At 56.1% G+C, this 17,363-nt stretch carries 16 protein-coding genes; 7 read left to right on the forward strand and 9 right to left on the reverse strand.

Annotation, left to right across the window (positions count from 1 at the left end):
- Positions 1-178: 178 nt before the first annotated feature.
- The 3 genes from pheA to gyrA are packed head-to-tail and all read right to left on the reverse strand — an operon-like array spanning position 179 to position 5,056.
- Positions 179-1,270, reverse strand: coding sequence for a prephenate dehydratase (pheA, locus tag JYG33_RS06690; RefSeq protein ID WP_207875212.1), 1,092 nt, complete (start codon positions 1,268-1,270; stop codon positions 179-181).
- A complete protein-coding gene (gene serC / locus JYG33_RS06695) occupies positions 1,263-2,372 on the reverse strand; it encodes a 3-phosphoserine/phosphohydroxythreonine transaminase (protein ID WP_207875213.1) in 1,110 nt (369 codons plus the stop codon). Before serC ends, pheA begins: the two co-directional genes overlap by 8 nt.
- Positions 2,372-5,056 (reverse strand): DNA gyrase subunit A, encoded by a 2,685-nt coding sequence (gene gyrA, locus JYG33_RS06700; protein ID WP_207875214.1) that lies wholly within the window; start codon positions 5,054-5,056, stop codon positions 2,372-2,374. Before gyrA ends, serC begins: the two co-directional genes overlap by 1 nt.
- Positions 5,057-5,495: 439 nt before the next feature.
- Here gyrA and ompA point away from each other — a divergent pair, with 439 nt between their 5' ends.
- The 3 genes from ompA to gph all read left to right on the forward strand — a co-directional run bounded on the left by ompA (position 5,496) and on the right by gph (position 7,600).
- Positions 5,496-6,092, forward strand: coding sequence for an outer membrane protein OmpA (gene ompA, locus JYG33_RS06705; protein WP_207875215.1), 597 nt, complete (start codon positions 5,496-5,498; stop codon positions 6,090-6,092).
- A gap of 83 nt (positions 6,093-6,175) precedes the next feature.
- Complete coding sequence (gene ubiG / locus JYG33_RS06710) at positions 6,176-6,898, forward strand: bifunctional 2-polyprenyl-6-hydroxyphenol methylase/3-demethylubiquinol 3-O-methyltransferase UbiG (protein ID WP_207875216.1); 723 nt, start codon at positions 6,176-6,178, stop codon at positions 6,896-6,898.
- Between the two features lie 6 nt (positions 6,899-6,904).
- Complete coding sequence (gene gph, locus JYG33_RS06715) at positions 6,905-7,600, forward strand: phosphoglycolate phosphatase (RefSeq protein ID WP_207875217.1); 696 nt, start codon at positions 6,905-6,907, stop codon at positions 7,598-7,600.
- Between the two features lie 6 nt (positions 7,601-7,606).
- Here the strand turns inward: gph and JYG33_RS06720 are convergent, their stop codons facing one another.
- Positions 7,607-8,473, reverse strand: coding sequence for a LysR family transcriptional regulator (locus JYG33_RS06720; RefSeq protein WP_207875218.1), 867 nt, complete (start codon positions 8,471-8,473; stop codon positions 7,607-7,609).
- Between the two features lie 86 nt (positions 8,474-8,559).
- Between JYG33_RS06720 and JYG33_RS06725 the strand changes: the two genes are divergently transcribed.
- Positions 8,560-10,095 carry an MFS transporter gene (locus tag JYG33_RS06725; protein ID WP_279382249.1) on the forward strand — a complete coding sequence of 512 codons (1,536 nt, stop codon included), beginning with the start codon at positions 8,560-8,562 and terminating at the stop codon, positions 10,093-10,095.
- Here JYG33_RS06725 and fdxA read toward each other — a convergent pair.
- From fdxA to JYG33_RS06740, 3 genes are all read right to left on the reverse strand, one after another.
- Complete coding sequence (fdxA, locus tag JYG33_RS06730) at positions 10,092-10,424, reverse strand: ferredoxin FdxA (protein ID WP_207875219.1); 333 nt, start codon at positions 10,422-10,424, stop codon at positions 10,092-10,094. The two genes, JYG33_RS06725 and fdxA, sit on opposite strands and share 4 nt — an antisense overlap.
- Positions 10,425-10,562: 138 nt before the next feature.
- On the reverse strand, positions 10,563-11,636 hold the full coding sequence (locus JYG33_RS06735) for a linear amide C-N hydrolase (RefSeq protein WP_207875220.1): 1,074 nt from the start codon (positions 11,634-11,636) through the stop codon (positions 10,563-10,565).
- Positions 11,637-12,000: 364 nt separating this feature from the next.
- A complete protein-coding gene (locus JYG33_RS06740) occupies positions 12,001-12,330 on the reverse strand; it encodes a hypothetical protein (protein ID WP_207875221.1) in 330 nt (109 codons plus the stop codon).
- A gap of 99 nt (positions 12,331-12,429) precedes the next feature.
- Between JYG33_RS06740 and JYG33_RS06745 the strand changes: the two genes are divergently transcribed.
- Positions 12,430-13,245 carry a hypothetical protein gene (locus JYG33_RS06745; RefSeq protein ID WP_243430290.1) on the forward strand — a complete coding sequence of 272 codons (816 nt, stop codon included), beginning with the start codon at positions 12,430-12,432 and terminating at the stop codon, positions 13,243-13,245.
- Positions 13,246-13,300: 55 nt separating this feature from the next.
- Complete coding sequence (locus tag JYG33_RS06750) at positions 13,301-14,425, forward strand: metallophosphoesterase (protein WP_207875222.1); 1,125 nt, start codon at positions 13,301-13,303, stop codon at positions 14,423-14,425.
- Positions 14,426-14,455: 30 nt separating this feature from the next.
- Here JYG33_RS06750 and JYG33_RS06755 read toward each other — a convergent pair whose 3' ends face one another.
- Together JYG33_RS06755 and JYG33_RS06760 are read right to left on the reverse strand one after the other, a co-directional pair.
- A complete protein-coding gene (locus JYG33_RS06755) occupies positions 14,456-15,232 on the reverse strand; it encodes a HEAT repeat domain-containing protein (RefSeq protein WP_207875223.1) in 777 nt (258 codons plus the stop codon).
- Positions 15,229-15,717, reverse strand: a complete 489-nt coding sequence (locus JYG33_RS06760; RefSeq protein WP_207875224.1) for a MarR family transcriptional regulator — start codon at positions 15,715-15,717, stop codon at positions 15,229-15,231. Before JYG33_RS06760 ends, JYG33_RS06755 begins: the two co-directional genes overlap by 4 nt.
- Before the next feature lie 334 nt (positions 15,718-16,051).
- Here JYG33_RS06760 and JYG33_RS06765 point away from each other — a divergent pair, with 334 nt between their 5' ends.
- The gene (locus tag JYG33_RS06765) at positions 16,052-17,335 is read left to right on the forward strand and encodes a pyridoxal phosphate-dependent aminotransferase (RefSeq protein WP_207875225.1); all 1,284 of its coding nucleotides are present in this window, start codon (positions 16,052-16,054) and stop codon (positions 17,333-17,335) included.
- Positions 17,336-17,363: the final 28 nt, after the last annotated feature.

The raw sequence follows: 17,363 nt of genomic DNA on the forward strand, positions 1-17,363 counted from the left end.
ATCATGATTAATTCCGTTCCCTCTCAGGCCGTCCATGCTTGGCGTATTGCGTGAAATATCGCTAGCAAAACCGGGATATTGATGCAGACTTTGCCTTGCTGTCGCGTGAACTCAGGCAAAAGGCCTTGAGGGGGAAAAGCGAAACCTTCCCCACTCAGGCCTTTCTTGTTTCTGATGCTTAAAAGTCGTTTACGGGGTAAGAACCCAGAATCTTGAAAAAGGCGACTTGTTTCTTCAACTCGCTCAAGGCGGCTGCCATGGCAGGCTCGTCACGATGACCGATCAGGTCAACGTAGAAATAATATTCCCACTGCCCGGTACGGGCTGGACGGGATTCCAGACGAGTCATGGACACACCATGCACCGCCAGGGGAGACAGCATGTCATAGACTGCACCGGCCCGGTTGGGCACGGCCAGAATAATGCTGGTTTTGTCATTGCCGCTAGGCAGGGACTCGACATTGCCGATGGCCAAGAAACGGGTGCGGTTATGCGGATCGTCCTGAATACCGGCTTCCACCACGCCCAGATTCCAGGCAGTGATGGCGGTATTGCCAGCAATCGCCGCCACGCTAGGATCAGAGGCCGCCAGGCGGGCCGCTTCCGCATTGCTGGAAGCCGCTTCACGCGAAAGCTGAGGGTAATGCTTTTGCAGCCAGTTCTGACACTGCGCCAAAGCTTGAGGATGGGCCATCACACGGGTGATGCCTTCCATCGTGCCGGACTGGGTCAGCAGATTGTGGTGTACGCGGATGGATCGCTCACCCAAAACGCGCAAGGGCGAGTTCAGCAGCAAATCCAGCGTGCGGTTCACAGCACCTTCAGTCGAGTTTTCGACCGGCACCATGCCGACCTCAGCCTGACCCACTTCAACGCTGCGAAAAACCTCGTCAAAGGAATCGCATTGCAGGCCATCCAGAGCATGGCCGAAATGCTCGTACGCGGCCTGCTCGGAGAAAGAGCCTTGTGGGCCCAGGTAAGCCACGCGCAACACGCTTTCCAAACCGCGGCAGGCAGAAATAATCTGACCCCAGACGGCTTCCACCGCTGCCGGAGTAAACGGGCCATCATTTTCAGACTGCAAACGACGCACAATACGTGCCTCGCGCTCGGGCTTGAGGATGACTTCCTCGGTATTGAAGTCCTGCTTGATCTTGCCTACTTCCAAAGCCGCACGAGCACGCTCGTTGAGCAGCTCCAGTATCTGGCGATCCAGCTCATCAATACGATTGCGCCAAGGGAGCAGGCGCTCAGTTAAGGTATTAGCCATTCCGTCGTTCAAAATCAGTCATGAAATCGATAAGTGCCTGCACACCCTCCAGCGGCATGGCGTTATAGATCGAAGCGCGCATACCGCCCACGCTCTTGTGCCCTTTCAGGGAGGTCAAACCTGCTGCCGTGGCCTGTTCCAGGAACAAGGCATCCAAGGACTGGTCACGCAAGAGGAACGGTACGTTCATGCGCGAGCGGTAGGCCGGGTGCACGGTATTGGTGTAGAACTCCGAGGAATCCAGATAGCCGTACAAGGCCTGCGCCTTGGCCGCATCACGCGCCTGCATTGCCGCCACACCACCTTGACGCTCCAGCCACTTGAACATCAGGCCAGCCATGTAGATCGAGTAGGTCGGCGGCGTGTTGAACATGGACTGCTGCTTTTCAATGTTGGCGTAGTTGAACGCCGACGGGCACAAGTCCATAGCGTGCCCCAGCAAGTCCTTGCGGATCATCATCAAGGCGATACCGGACATGCCTGCGTTCTTCTGCGCCCCAGCGTAAGCCACGGACACACGCGAGAAATCAATCGGGCAGGACAGGATGTTGGAGGATACGTCCGCAACCACGGGAACATCCAGCTTGGGAATATCGTTGAACTCTACGCCGCCAATCGTTTCATTGGTGCAGACATGCAGGTAAGCCGCATCCGGGCGCACATCCCATTGGGAGGGCTCGGGAAACCAGGTCCAGGGCGCCCACTCTTTGCCCTGATCCTGCCAAGCCTGACCACTGGTACCGGCGACGTGAATGTCGCCGTAGCGCTGAGCCTCTTCGCAGGACTTGACCGACCAACTGCCCGAAAGCACGTAGTCGGCCTTGCCGCTGCCATTGCGCTGAATCAGGTTCAAAGGCAGCAGGCCGTTCTGGCCCTGTGCCCCACCCTGAACAAACAGCACGGCAAAGTCGTCCGGCACAGACAGCAGGCTGCGCAAATCGGCTTCCGCCTCATCACGCACACCCATATAGTCTTTGCTACGGTGGCTCATTTCCATGATGGACATGCCAGTGCCGTGCCAATTGGTCATTTCAGCAGCGGCTTGTTCCAGCACTTCCAACGGCAGCATCGACGGGCCTGCCGAAAAATTCCATACACGCATTACTCGTTTTCCTCGCCGGAAGGGTCCGCCTGGTCTTGGGCGGAATCAGTTTGATTGTCCTGCTCAAGACTTTCTGGCGCTTGACCGTCTTCGGCCAGCTCGGCATCGACCTCGTCGTCGGTCTCTACCACGCGGTACACACCAGAGAGTTCGCTGTCGTCATCCACGCTGATCAAGGTAACGCCTTGCGTTGCACGGCCCATCTCGCGGATTTCAGCCACGCGAGTACGGACCAGCACACCGGCATTGGTGATCAGCATGATTTCGTCGGTTTCACGGACCAGCACAGCCCCCACCACCTTGCCGTTACGGGCAGAGGTCTGGATGGCAATCATGCCCTTGGTACCGCGACCGTGACGCGTGTATTCGCCAATCGGGGTACGTTTGCCGAAACCGTTCTCGGTCGCGGTCAGCACGGATTGGGTTTCGTCTTCAGCCACCAGCAAGGCGATCACGGACTGACCATCTTCAAGCGTCATGCCACGCACACCACGGGCTGCACGGCCCATTGGACGTACATCACCTTCGTCAAAGCGCACGGCCTTGCCCGCATCCGAGAACAACATGACGTCGTGCACACCATCGGTTAGCTGAGCACCGATCAGGTAGTCGCCCTCGTCCAGGCCCACGGCGATAATGCCGGCCTTGCGGGGGTTGGAGAAGTCGGACAGCGGGGTCTTTTTAACCGTACCGCGCGAGGTCGCCATGAACACGAACTGATCTTCGCTGAATTCCTTGACGGACAGCACCACGTTGATCTTCTCGCCATCTTCCAGAGGGAACATATTGACGATAGGACGGCCACGCGAGTTGCGCGAGCCTTGTGGCACTTCCCAGACCTTGAGCCAGTACACACGGCCACGGTTCGAGAAGCACAGCAGGTAATCGTGCGTGTTGGCAATGAACAGCTTGTCGATCCAGTCGTCCTCTTTCATGGCGGTGGCTTGTTTGCCACGGCCACCACGACGCTGGGCACGGTACTCGGACAGCGGCTGGCTCTTGATGTAGCCGGTATGCGAGAGCGTCACCACCATATCCATGGGGGTGATCAAGTCTTCAGTATCCAGCTCGGTAGCGTTGTGCTCGATTTGCGAGCGACGCAGATCCTTGCCTGTGGCCGAGAATTCGTCGCGCACAGCGATCAGTTCATCACCAATAATGGCGGATACACGCGACGGACTGGACAGAATGTCCAGCAAGTCAGCAATCTTGTCCATGACCTCGCGGTACTCCTGAACAATCTTGTCCTGCTCCAGGCCAGTCAAGCGCTGCAAGCGCATGTTCAGGATTTCCTGAGCCTGCACTTCGCTCAAACGGTACAGACCTTCCGAGCTCATGCCGAACTCGGAGCCCAGATCATCAGGACGGTATGCGTCGCGCCCACCCACAATGGCGCTGGTGTCAGCACGAGCCAACATCTCGCGCACCAGACCGGAATCCCAGGAACGAGCCATCAGCTCGACGCGGGCAACCGGTGGAGTAGGAGCGGCTTTGATGATTTCGATGAACTCATCAATATTGGCCAGGGCTACAGCCAGACCTTCCAGCACATGACCACGCTCGCGCGCTTTACGCAGTTGGAATACGGTACGGCGTGTCACCACTTCGCGGCGGTGGCTCAGGAAGTAATCCACCAACTGTTTCAGGTTGAGCAAACGGGGCTGGCCATCGACCAGTGCCACCATGTTCATCCCGAAGGTTTCTTGCAGTTGCGTGTTCTTGTAGAGGTTGTTCAGAACAACTTCAGGCACTTCGCCGCGCTTCAGTTCAATGACCAAACGCATGCCGTCCTTGTCGGACTCGTCGCGGATATCGGAGATACCCTCGATGCGCTTTTCGTTGACCAGCTCGGCAATACGCTCTTGCAGCGACTTCTTGTTGACCTGGTAAGGAATGGCGTCGACCACGATGGCCTGACGATTGCCCTTTTCCATGTCCTCAAAGTGCGTACTGGCGCGCATGATGACGCGACCACGACCCGTACGATAGCCTTCGCGCACACCGGACATGCCGTAAATAATGGCGCCGGTCGGAAAGTCAGGGGCCGGGATGTATTCAATCAGTTCATCAACCGTGCACTCGGGGTGGCTCAGGCAGTACAGACAGCCGTTGACCACTTCAGCCAGGTTATGCGGCGGAATATTGGTTGCCATACCCACGGCAATACCCGAGCTGCCGTTGACCAGCAGGTTAGGCAGGCGCGAGGGCAACAGGGCCGGTTCTTTTTCGCTGCCATCATAGTTAGGCACGAAATCCACGGTTTCCTGGTCGATATCGGCCAGCAACTCGTGGGCGATCTTGGCCAGACGGATTTCGGTGTAACGCATGGCAGCGGCGTTATCCCCGTCGATGGAACCAAAGTTACCTTGTCCGTCGACCAGGGTGTAGCGCATGGAAAAGTCCTGCGCCAGACGCACGATGGTGTCGTAGACGGCAGAGTCACCATGAGGGTGGTACTTACCGATCACATCACCGACGATACGAGCCGACTTCTTATAGGCACGATTCCAGTCGTTATTGAGTTCATGCATGGCGAACAAGACACGGCGATGCACGGGCTTCAAACCATCTCGCACGTCGGGAAGAGCACGGCCCACAATCACGCTCATGGCGTAATCGAGGTAGCTGCGGCGCATCTCCTCTTCAAGCGAAACGGGAAGCGTCTCCTTGGCAAAGGAATCCATAGGTCAATTCTTTATAGATATGGGTTAAGCAGTAAGCCAGCCGTAAACGGACAAGAGGAAATTCTAGCACTTTCACATAGAGGGACGCAGCGTCGGGCAACGACAAGGCGGACGATGTGCAAGTGAAACAGCAGATTCACCAAAAATCTGTCGTCCACTAATCGTATCGATCATCGATCCAGTAAGCTGCCCCACCCTCAGCCTGTTGTCTAAAACCAACAATAAAAGGAAAGAACAAGGCTAATTCCACGCATCTTCACGAATCGTTCCCCGTCCCCCTCACGCATGTGGCCGAAATGTCTTAAGATTCGACCTAACACGCATGAAACCCAGCGCAAGCAGTCTTTAATCCGTTCAAGGGATTGCTATACTGGTTCCGTTAATCAGCGGCAGGGGTTCGCTGCGGTCACTTAACAGCATCAGCTCAACGAGGAGAAATATGAACAAACCCTCCAAAATCGCACTTGTACTCGCCATTGCCGCCGCATCGGCCACCAGTGCAGTTTCCGCACAAGAGTCCGGCGAAGTTAACAACTGGCGCAATCCGTTTGGCGACGTTTGGAAAAACGGCACCAACGAACTGTGCTGGCGTAACAACTTCTGGACACCTGCTACAGGTATTCCAGGTTGTGACGGCGTGCCCGTTGCTCAAGCCCCCGAAGCTCCTGTCGTCGCTCCTACTGTCACTAAAGTGACTTTGAACGCTGACACTTTCTTCGACTTCGACAAAGCCACCATCAAGCCAGAAGGCCGCCAGGTTCTGGATCAAGTAGCTGACACTGTTCAGTCTATCGATCTGGAAACTCTGATCGCTACCGGTCACACTGACTCGATCGGCGCTGAAGCTTACAACCAGAAGCTGTCCGAGCGTCGCGCCAATGCTGTTAAAGCATACTTGGTCAACAAGGGCGTATCCGCTGACCGTATCTACACCGAAGGCAAGGGCGAAGCTCAGCCAGTGGCGTCCAACAAGACCCGCGAAGGCCGTGCCCAGAACCGTCGCGTAGAAATCGAAATCGTGGGCAACCGCAAGTAATTCTTGCCGCATCACGTATTTCTGTAGCTAAGGCTACAATTAAGGCTCCGCTTTTGCGGGGCCTTAATTTTTTTGGATGAGCCATGACTGCTTCCACCGCCACTAACGTCAATGTCGATCCTGCAGAGATCGATAAATTCAGCGCACTGGCTTCCCGCTGGTGGGACCCAGACAGCGAATTCAAACCGCTGCACGCTATCAACCCTTTGCGTCTGGACTGGATTCTGTCCTACACCGGCTCCCTGGCGGGCAAGCAGGTACTGGACGTAGGTTGTGGTGGCGGGATTTTGTCGGAAAGCCTGGCTCAAGCGGGTGCTGAAGTCACTGGCATTGATCTGGCTGAGCGCTCCTTGAAAATTGCCCGTTTGCACAGCCTGGAGTCGGGCGTGCCGGTCAAATACGAGATGGTCAGCGCCGAAGACATGGCCGATCAGCATCCTGGCCGTTTTGATGTGGTCACTTGCATGGAAATGCTGGAACACGTCCCGGACCCGGGCTCCATCATTCAAGCCTGCTCCAAACTGGTTAAACCCGGTGGCTGGGTCTTTTTCTCGACCCTGAACCGCAATCCCAAATCTTTCTTGTTTGCCATTGTCGGTGCCGAGTATCTCTTGCGCCTGATCCCCAAGGGCACGCACAGCTATGAAGGCTTCATCAAACCCAGCGAGCTGATTTCCTCAGCCCGTCGCAGTGGTCTGGATGCACTGGCTTTGAAAGGCCTGGAATACAACCCGATTACCGAGCACTATCGCCTGTCCGGCGACACCTCCGTCAACTACCTGCTGGCCAGCCGCCGCCAAAGCTAAGCCCTCATGAATAAACTGGTTCTATTCGATTTTGACGGCACTCTGGCCGACTCCGCCCCGGATCTGGCCGCTACCGCCAATCGCATGCGTCAGGCCCGTGGCCTGCCCGATCTGCCCTACGAAGCCTTGCGTCCTTACGCCTCTCATGGTGCTCGGGGCCTGATCAAGGTGGCCTTGGATATCAACACCGACCACCCCGAATACGCACAACTGCGCACGCATTTCCTGCAGGACTACAACGATCACATGACCGAGTTGACCCATTTGTTTGAAGGCGTGGCTCCCATGCTCAAACAACTGGAACAAGCAGGCTATACCTGGGGCATTGTGACCAACAAGTTGGAATATCTGGCTCTGCCACTGATTCGTCACCTGGGTCTGGAAGCGGGCTGTGCCGTCACGGTGGGCGGCGATACGACGCCTCATACCAAGCCTCACCCGGCGCCCCTGCTGCATGCGGCCCAGCAAACAGGTTTTGATCCTAAGGATTGCCTGTACGTCGGTGACGACCTGCGTGATATTCAGGCAGGCCAGGCAGCCGGTATGGCCACCATGATTGCCGCCTACGGCTATTGTGCACAAGACGATAGCCTGAGCACGTGGCAGGCTGACCTGACCGTGCACCACGCCGATGATATCTGGGAAGGCGTACAGCGCTGGGCGAACGACCAACTGTCCCGCCCTTCCCCACTGGCCTGCTAAATCGGCTTAAGGCAGCAGCTCCGACAGGCGCTGCTGCATCCACACCGCCGCCGGGGGCAAAGACTGCCCCTGCCGCCACAGCATACGCACGGGCAAAGGTGGCAACACCATCTCCTGGCAATGCAACTGCGCCAGCTTATTGCGCAAGTTTTCATACTCCGCAATATTCAGCGGCAAAATTGCCCAGCCCATACCATCAGCCACCATATCGGCAATTACATAAAAACTATCTGAGCGCCACACACTGGGGCTGACGACGGTTTGCTCCATCCCCTCGATATGAATCAGCAACTGCCTGTGCGCGGTCAACTCCTTACGGCTGACTTGATCCTGGCTGGCCAGTAGATGCGTACGCGCAACACAAATCGCCTGAGGCACGGCACCGATATAGCTTTGCGCAAACGAAGTCGTATCAGCACCCCGATCAAACTGAAAAGCCACATCCGAGCGACCATCGCTGACGTAATCCATCACCTCGGATGCCGTTCCATTCCAGATCGTCAATTCCAGAGCAGGCCAGCGTAGAGCCAGTTCTTTGAGCAGCAGACGTAGCGGCTCTTGGGGCAGGGCCTCATCCAGACTGATTTCCAATCGCGCCGACTGCCCCTGCGACAGATCCAATGCCCGGCGATTGAGCACATCCACCTGACGCAATAAAGCCTTGGCCTCCAGCAGCATGATTTCTCCCGATACTGTCAGACTCAAGCTGCGACGCGAGCGATCAAACAGCTCCAGGTTCAGGTCGGCTTCCAATAAGGCAATAGAGGTGCTGACCGCAGACTGCACCTTGCCCAGATCTTTGGCAGCCTGAGTCATGGTGCCGGTTTCCGCCACGGCCACGAAATGTCGAATACGTTCTAGTGTCCAATCCATACATCTATTTTAGAGATGCTAATTAACTTTGTCTGTTGATATTATTGATAGATCATAAGGGCTTTTCCCTACCCCTCTGGTTTTATATGCTGCACAGCTCGATTACCCATCAAGCCCAAACTCCCCCGCTGTCCTCAAGCCGTCGCTGGTTGATCCTGGCGATTGTATCGGCAGCACTCTTGTTGATCGTGGTGGACATGACGGTGCTCTATACCGCCCTGCCACGCTTGACGCATGATCTGCAAGCTTCGGCCTCGGACAAGCTGTGGATCATCAACAGCTATGCCCTGGTCGTCTCCGGACTGCTCCTGGGCATGGGTACTCTGGGTGACCGCCTGGGGCATAAACGTCTGTTTCTGTCCGGTTTGGCCCTGTTTGGGCTAGCCTCGATAGCGGCTGCCTACTCGCCCAATCCGACCGCCCTGATTGCCGCTCGCGCCTTTCTGGGCGTCGCCGCGGCCATGATGATGCCCGCCACCCTGTCGCTGATTCGCATCACTTTCCATGATGAGCGTGAACGCGCAGTCGCCTTTGGTGTGTGGGCCTCGATCGCTTCCGGTGGCGCAGCCTTCGGCCCCGTGGTGGGCGGTTTTCTGCTGGAGCATTTCTGGTGGGGCTCAGTCTTCCTGATCAACGTCCCTATCGTGCTGATTGCACTGCCTGTAGGCTGGGTGCTGGTACCACGCTCGACTCCCGATGCTTCCCGCCCCTGGGACATAAAAGGTTCTTTGCTGATTATGGTGGGGCTGGTCGCCAGCACCCTGGCCATAAAAGAAATGGGCAAGCTGCACACCAACTGGAGCCTGACGGCTGCCGCCTTGATCATTGGCATTGCCTTTCTAAGCTGGTTTGTCCGTCAGCAGAACCGCAGCCGCTTTCCCTTGCTGGACTTTGCCCTGTTCAAAGATGCGACGCTTAGCACCGCAGTCTTGTCTGCACTGACAGCCTCGGCTGCCTTGATTGGCATGGAACTGGTCTTTAGCCAACGTCTGCAACTGGTACTGGGTTTCTCGCCTCTGGAAGCGGGCCTGGCCATTATTCCTTTGCCACTGGCCGCCTTTATTGCGGGCCCCCTGGCCGGTCGCCTGCTGACGGTGATTGGCAGCAAGCACTTGCTGATTGGCTCCTTGAGTCTGGCCGGAGCCGGGATGGCCGCTTACCTGGCCTGGCATAACAGCGCACAAGGGCTACAAATCCTGGGGCTGGTGATGTTGGGCCTGGGTGTCGGCGCTGCCATGACAGCGGCCTCCAGCACCATCATGCAAAGCGTGCCGCCCTCACGGGCCGGGATGGCCGCCTCGGTAGAGGAAATGTCGTACGAGCTGGGAGGCGCCCTGGGCGTCACCATCATGGGTAGCCTGCTGTCCTTCGTGTACAGCGCCAGCTTGATCTTGCCCAAAGAGTTGGGCGAGCGCTCCCTGGCCTATGACAGCCTGGATCAAGCCTTATTGATGGCCGAAACCATGCCACAAAATTTGGCACTGAACCTTAGCGAATTGGCTCGCGATTCTTTTGACAAAGGCTATGTTGCCGTGCTGGCCAGTTGTACCGCCCTGCTACTGATGGCAGCTGTGGCAGTCTGGTATTTCCAGCGTATGACTCGCCACCCTCAGGCCCATTAATCCCGCTGTAGCAGCGCCAACTTGCCGGTCTGAGTCGCCCAGTGTTCATGATCCGGCAAGGGCGCTTTTTGCTGGCTGATTCGCTTCCAGGCCGGGTCCTCGCTCAAGGTCCGATTCAATTCCACATAGATCTGCTGCTCTGGCGTCACATCCTGATCGCTTACAATCGCTCCCACCGGACATTCCGCTACGCAAATGGAGCAATCAATACATTCGTCAGGATGGATGACCAGAAAATTCGGACCTTCAAAAAAACAGTCCATCGGGCACACCGTGACGCAATCGGTGTACTTGCACTGGATGCAAGCTTCCGTCACTACATAGGTCATGAGACAGCTACTTCAACAAATAAAGACGGGACATAGCATAACAGCCCAACATGAAAACCATGTGTTCGCTGTCGGCCATGTCCCGATTAGCTCGCCTGACCTCAGGCTTGCCCCGGACGGCTTACACCGCTGCCACGCTTAAATAGCAGGTGGCTTCACGGGCAAGAAGTGGAAAGGCTTGGAGGGTTTGAAGTGCTCCAGCACCTCGCCCATATAAACCGTGCTTTGCTCTGGTCCCAGCTCCAGCTTCATGACCTTGCCCGTTTCAGCCGAAAAATCGACCTTCTTCATATCCAGCCAGAAAGCGCCGGGCGACAGAACCGAGTCAAAGTAGTACAGGCTACGCTGATGGTCGAACACGGTACGCCAGCGGGTCGAGGAGTTGTTAGGCTGATCCGGCACGGTCATGCCGTAAGGTGTCGAGGCATTGCGAATCACGCTCAACACACTGGCCACTGCCTTGTCATCACTAAGATTGCGCGGCACCGCATTGATGTAGAAAGAAGCGCGGGCAAAACGGTCTGCCGCACGGCTCGTGCCTGGCAACATATTCAATCCGCCCACATCCTGCCAGTAGTCCTTGATGGCCAACTGCTGATCGTAGGTGGGCGAGTTCGTCATCACCTGATATTTGCGGTTGTGGTGGATGTGCTGCTTGCCATCGATGTACTCGATAATGGCGCTGTCGCCGGACGCATCCGACATGGCCATATGCAGCGTTGCCAGACGCTCCTCATCCGGCATCTTGTCTGTCAGCACGACAAAGGGGTTCTTTTCCAGCGCCTCTACCGCTTCAGCCACTGTTGCGAAATTGTCCAGTACGTACTGCCCCCACAAGGACAGACTCATGGTCTTGTCACCTTTTTTCGGGGTGGGAAACTGCGACTCGGGCAACCACAAAAGGTTGACGTTCAAGCCCTTTTCATTCGCGCCATCGGTTGATGCAATGTCATAGCCCGAGGCAATGACGCTGCCATACTTCGAGGTCCACTCCAGCGCGGTAGGACCTGTTTCACCATTCCGTTTTTCGCCACGCGGAAAAATCCAGAGATTCGTTTCGACATCCCTTTTCCAGTCCATGGAACGACCGGTAATGACCTGCCCGTTATCACCCAGAAAAACTGCTCGGGTACACGCCTGAGAGGCCGCAGGCACTAAAGCCAGCCCGACTGCGCATGCCAGCAAAGTACGACGACATTTTTTTAGCAACATCTTTCTCTCCAGAGACGGCTAGCCGCCCAATTAATCAAATAAAAAAACAGACTGTTTGCACAGTCGATACATTGGACACGGGTGTAACAAAAACAGGATTAAATCGGCTCGTCAAGCGAGGTGCCTAATTGTGGCGCAAGACCGACAAAACGGGATGCAGGAATCCCTTGTTTTGAGAATAAAAACATTTGGTAACTCATGGTCCAGCGCAATATTACTTTTCCGTTCTGATCGCTTTCACATTCGTTTTCACTACTTTTCATAAAGGCTTTATGCCAGAAATATCGACGACAAACCTAATACTGAATGAGTGCACTTATTCAATAAAAAACGGCCCATGAAGGGCCGATTTTTATTCTGCAGTTTAAAACTCCAGACATTCAAAAAAGCCTGGCAAACGCACGTAGTGATTCATTAACTCTTCAATCAGATATGTGCTGTCACGGGTTTCCAGCGCCAGCAGATTCTCCCGATAATCCTCATCTGCCAGCCCTACCGCCCAACGCCCTGGATCGACACGGGCACCGGCCAAAAGCTCGGACAACTTGGGATCTTGCAAAGCCTCCAAGGCCGTACGCAGGGCCAGCTCCTGATCCGTGAAACCAATCTGTCCATCACGATCAGCTTGTAACGCCGCTTGCACTAGGGGCAACAAATTATCAATATCTTGCTTGCTAAGGTAAAACACATGCATGACACCTTCTCCACGGTTGGTGATCGGCTGTTCCAGCATACCGAAAGAAACAAGACTGGCGCCAGTACGCCATCATTTACAGAATTAGAAAGGGGGTCCATGACAATGATGCGTCAACTCAAGCATTACCGCTGGCTATTGCTGGGACTCTTGCCGCTAGCCAGTCTGGCTCAAGCCCAAGTCAGTGCGCCAAATGCTGCCCCCTTGCCTGACACGGACACGGTCGTTTCGTCGCCTTACACCTTGCAGATCACCCCCTACGCCTGGATCACCGGCCTGTCCGGGGAGTCCTCCCCCTTCAAACGCGCACCCTCTCTGGATATTGAGAAGTCCTTTTCAGATGTGCTGCACGATCTGCGTGCGGCTGCCTTTCTAAATGTCTGGGCGCGACGCGACCGCTATGTGCTCAATGGCGACCTGCTCTACGTGAACACGCGGGAAAGTGAAGTGGTCGGTGGCCTGCCCTTGGTGGGAGCCGCAGAAGGAACAGTGGACACGCGTCTTTTCATGGCAACGCTGCAAGGGGGATACCGTGTCTATGACTCCGAACAAGCCAGCGTGGATGCACTGGCCGGTTTTTCATTTTGGGATATCCGTACCCGTGCTCACCTGAGCACAGCAGGCCGAACCCGGCACCATCAGGAAAGCTTTAGCTGGGTTGACCCCACTATCGGGCTGCGTGCCTTTTATCGCTTTACCCCTGAACTTTCCACTCAGGCCCAGGTCCATCTGGGGGGCTTTGATGTGGGCTCACGCCTCAGCTATCAAGCCACCCTGACCCTGAACTACGACCTGTCGGACAATTTCTCTGTGGCTGCCGGGTACAAGATGTTGAATGTGAACTATCGCCGCTCTGGCCATATTTTTGACACGCGCATGTCCGGGCCGGTAATCGGTCTGACCTGGCGTTACTGATCCCGCCCCAGACTCACGCCCCATCGCGTGACCCTGCTATTTTTTGGATGATTTTGTGTTTCAAGTCGCTGCCCTTGTTTTTGCCCTGTATGTCGCCTGGCGACTGATCAAACCCCTGAAGATCAAACCCTGGATCAAGTGGCTGCTCAGTGCCTTGGCTGTTGCCGCCACCTTGCATCACTACACGGTTGCCCTGTTCTGGGGCACCCGCGCCTCTCCGGAAGTTCCTGCTCAAGTCATCATGGTTCTGGGCTGGGCCTTTGGTGCCGTCTTGCTGGCGGCCTGCTTCACCTTGCTGACCGATCTGACGGGCCTGGTGATGCGCGTTCTGTACAAGCCCGCCGGACTGATTCTGCTGCGCTCTCCTGCCTTGCGGGGAGTGCTGGGTGTGGCGGCAATCAGCCTGTCGGCGCTGGGCGTCTGGCAGGCGGTGAAAGTACCCGAGATCAAATCCATTGAGGTACAGCTAAAGGGCTTGCCTGCCAGCCTGGATGGTTTCAAGCTGGTTCAACTGACAGACCTGCACGCCAGCCGTTTGCTGCAAGGCCCCTGGATTCAGGCCATCGTGGACAAGACCCAAGCCCTGAACCCTGATCTGATCGTGATTACCGGCGACCTGGTCGATGGCACCGTCGCCGCGCGCCGTAACGATGTCGCCCCTTTGCAGGCGCTCTCCGCTCCACAAGGCGTCTATGTGATTGCGGGCAATCACGAGTACTACACCCAATATCAGCCCTGGATAGAACACTTCAACAGCCTGGGCCTGCGCTTGCTGCTGAATAAGCACAGCATCATCCAACAGGGCGATGCGGCTTTTGCCTTGGCCGGTATTACGGACAAATCAGCCGCAACACATGGTCAGCCTCTGCCCGATATCGCCGCTGCGGTAGCAGGAATTCCGTCAGGCATGCCCATCATCATGCTGGCCCACCGCCCGGACACCGCCAAAGAAAGTGCCGCGGCTGGAGCAGCCTTGCAGCTTTCCGGTCATACCCACGGCGGTCATATTGTGGGCATGCACAAGATTGTGCAGATGGCCAACGACGGCTATGTGGGTGGGCTATATCAAGTAGGTGATATGAAGCTGTATGTCAGCTACGGAGCAGGCTTGTGGGCGGGCTTCCCGCTGCGTCTGGGACGCGCCTCAGAAATCACCTTGATTACCTTGCGAGCTTCCTGAAGTCCATCTCTCAAGGCCTGAACGCCCCCATCATGACACGCTGCGCAGCGCCCTTCGACACAGGCGCTGTACAGCGGCACTCTCCGGCGACTGCGCCAGCCACTGAGCACATAGATCACGCACCCACTGCGGCTGATCCTTGGCGGCATCGTTCAAATAATTGGCCACGGAATCCTGCACATACACACTGCTATCACGGTACAGAGCATCCAGAATCGGCAACATGCGTTCAGGCTCCTTTTTCAGAATAGCGATATGTGCGCACCACACTCCCCGAGGGCGCAGAGCTTCACACGCAAAGCGACGCAGATACTCCGAGTCTGAACGCGCCCACTGCTGCAAGTTCTGAATCGACACATCCAGCTCAGCCACCAAGTGCGGGCGTACCGCCATCCAGGCCCATTCACGCACACCAAAATGCGGATCATCAGCCAAGGGACGCAGTGTCTCCAGGCGCTGGGACACGCTTAATGATTCGCGCGCTCCCACCATAAAGCAGGCCCAGCCACGCACCACATCAGCCGGGTGCGCGAGGCAACTTGTCCAGGCCATCTCGCCATAGGTTTCCAGCAAGTACTCTCCTATGGCTTTCATGCGCTTGAGAATACCCAGTTCGGCCACGGTGGCGATGTGATGCACGCCCTGCTCATCCATGTCGGGGAAAACTGTTGCCACCAGCACACGCTGATCAATGGCCAAGGACTCGGTCAACGTAGCGCCCTGGATTTCCCCCTTGGACAGGGCCAGCAAAATATCAGCCGGGATGTCCGCAACCCTGGCATAAGCCTTGCGGTTTTCTGTACTCATGATGCCTGCTCTCCATGGGCGGCTTTGTTTAACAGGGCGCTTAGCTGCGTGCATTCGGTCTCGGACAAATGCTGGAACAATTGGCCTATCCACCGGGCGTGGGTTCCTACCAGCGTCTTGGCCAACTCCGCCCCCTGAGGACTGAGTTTCACCATGACGGAACGCCGGTCCGTCTCGGCTGCAAAGCGCTGCACCAAGCCCGCTTTCAGCAGCCCATCAACCAGAGTTGTGACGGTTGCTCGCGTAACGCCTGCCCGTTCAGCCAGGATGTGGGAGGGCATGCCGTCTGGTGCCTCTTCCAGCAGGAATAAAAGCACAAAACGGGCTTCGCTCAAGCCATGGGGGGCCAACAAGGCGGCGCAGTCTTTATCGATACGAGCAGACAAGGACAGAAGTTGAAAACACAGAGACATGCCCTGCACGTTGACGCCCTTCTGCTGCTCGGCATGCGAGAGCAAAGCCTGATATTTCGCTTCCAGTTTCATAGTTCGATATCAAATGATTTGATGTCGAATCTTAATATCGAACCCCATCAAAAACAAGAAAAATAAAGGGAGTCTCCTGGTAAAAATGAATGTGGGCGAATTTCGCATCATGCCAACTCAATTCACAAAGCGGAATATGCCCAGGTAGTAATGAGCCCATCAGCAAAGACAGCCGATTTTTTGACTAAAGAGTGTCGCCAAAATTCGACAATGCCAAATTTTAAGCTTGATGCTTACGAGAGAGGCTCACGCATGCGGTAAGGTATAAGGCTGGCCGGGCAACAGGCCCGCCACCGATTATCAGCAGCACACATGGAATCCGATTACCAGCATCATGAATAGCATCAAGAAATCGAGCAAATTGGCGAATGTTTTGTACGATATTCGCGGCCCCATCATGGACCGGGCCAAGCAGATGGAAGACGAGGGCCAACAACTGATCAAGCTGAATATCGGCAACTTGGCGGTATTTGGTTTCGACGCCCCGGAAGAAATTCAGCTCGACATGATCCGCAACTTGCCCAACTCCTCGGGCTACTCGGACAGCAAAGGTATTTTTGCAGCGCGTAAAGCTGTCATGCACTACACCCAGGAACAAGGGATCAAGGGCGTGACGCTGGAAGACGTGTACTTGGGTAATGGCGCATCGGAACTGATCGCCATGGCCACCAACGCCTTGCTGGACGATGGTGACGAACTGCTTTTGCCCATGCCCGACTACCCGCTCTGGACCGCAGTGACCAGCTTGTCAGGCGGCACCCCCGTGCATTATCTGTGCGATGAAGCCAATGGCTGGATTCCCGACCTGGACGATATACGCGCCAAGATCACACCACGCACCAAGGGTCTGGTCGTGATCAACCCGAATAACCCCACAGGCGTGCTCTACCCCGACTCGGTCTTGCAAGCCCTGGTCGATATTGCCCGTGAATTCAATCTGGTGCTGCTGGCTGACGAAGTCTACGACAAGGTCTTGTTCGATGACATGAAGCACACTGCCATGGGCAGCCTGTCCAACGATGTGCTGACCTTGACCTTCAACTCCCTGTCCAAGAGCTACCGCGCCTGCGGTTACCGGGCTGGCTGGTTGGTGATTTCCGGCGATAAAAAAGCCGGTGCCGATTACATCGAAGGTCTGAGCATGCTGGCCAACATGAAGCTGTGCGCCAACGTGCCCGGCCAATGGGCCATTCAGACCGCCTTGGGCGGCTATCAAAGCATCAATGACCTGGTTTGCGAAGGCGGACGCCTGCGTCGCCAACGTGATCTGGCGTACGAGCTGATCACCGCGATTCCAGGGGTAAGCTGCGTCATGCCCCACGCGGCGCTATACATGTTCCCGCGTCTGGACCCCGAGATTTACCCTATCAAGGACGACCGCCAGTTCTTCCTGCAACTGCTGGAAGCCACCCGCGTGATGCTGGTTCAGGGCACGGGCTTTAACTGGCCGCATCCAGACCACTTCCGCATGGTATTCCTGCCACACGAACCGGACCTGCGTGAAGCGATCAACCGCATGGCCAAGTTCCTGAAGGACTACCGCATCAAGCACGGTACAGAACGACCTGAATTTGCTCAGGCAACCCTGCCTGCCGTGGGTAGCGCCGAAGCCGTGTAAGCCCGCAAGCAATGGGCTGGCGACATCG

The sequence above is a fragment of the Alcaligenes sp. SORT26 genome, assembly GCF_017377875.1.
In the GTDB taxonomy this organism is placed as follows: Bacteria; Pseudomonadota; Gammaproteobacteria; order Burkholderiales; family Burkholderiaceae_B; genus Alcaligenes; species Alcaligenes parafaecalis.

Excerpts from the sequence above, each read along its gene's own strand:
- JYG33_RS06740 (WP_207875221.1), bottom strand. The coding sequence starts at position 12,330 with ATGCATGTGTTTTACCTTAGCAAGCAAGATATTGATAATTTGTTGCCC.
- JYG33_RS06765 (WP_207875225.1), top strand. The coding sequence starts at position 16,052 with ATGAATAGCATCAAGAAATCGAGCAAATTGGCGAATGTTTTGTACGAT.
- fdxA (WP_207875219.1), bottom strand. The coding sequence starts at position 10,424 with ATGACCTATGTAGTGACGGAAGCTTGCATCCAGTGCAAGTACACCGAT.
- JYG33_RS06725 (WP_279382249.1), top strand. The coding sequence starts at position 8,560 with ATGCTGCACAGCTCGATTACCCATCAAGCCCAAACTCCCCCGCTGTCC.
- serC (WP_207875213.1), bottom strand. The coding sequence starts at position 2,372 with ATGCGTGTATGGAATTTTTCGGCAGGCCCGTCGATGCTGCCGTTGGAA.
- pheA (WP_207875212.1), bottom strand. The coding sequence starts at position 1,270 with ATGGCTAATACCTTAACTGAGCGCCTGCTCCCTTGGCGCAATCGTATT.
- ompA (WP_207875215.1), top strand. The coding sequence starts at position 5,496 with ATGAACAAACCCTCCAAAATCGCACTTGTACTCGCCATTGCCGCCGCA.
- JYG33_RS06735 (WP_207875220.1), bottom strand. The coding sequence starts at position 11,636 with ATGTTGCTAAAAAAATGTCGTCGTACTTTGCTGGCATGCGCAGTCGGG.
- JYG33_RS06755 (WP_207875223.1), bottom strand. The coding sequence starts at position 15,232 with ATGAGTACAGAAAACCGCAAGGCTTATGCCAGGGTTGCGGACATCCCG.
- JYG33_RS06760 (WP_207875224.1), bottom strand. The coding sequence starts at position 15,717 with ATGAAACTGGAAGCGAAATATCAGGCTTTGCTCTCGCATGCCGAGCAG.
- ubiG (WP_207875216.1), top strand. The coding sequence starts at position 6,176 with ATGACTGCTTCCACCGCCACTAACGTCAATGTCGATCCTGCAGAGATC.
- gph (WP_207875217.1), top strand. The coding sequence starts at position 6,905 with ATGAATAAACTGGTTCTATTCGATTTTGACGGCACTCTGGCCGACTCC.
- JYG33_RS06745 (WP_243430290.1), top strand. The coding sequence starts at position 12,430 with ATGACAATGATGCGTCAACTCAAGCATTACCGCTGGCTATTGCTGGGA.
- JYG33_RS06720 (WP_207875218.1), bottom strand. The coding sequence starts at position 8,473 with ATGGATTGGACACTAGAACGTATTCGACATTTCGTGGCCGTGGCGGAA.
- gyrA (WP_207875214.1), bottom strand. The coding sequence starts at position 5,056 with ATGGATTCCTTTGCCAAGGAGACGCTTCCCGTTTCGCTTGAAGAGGAG.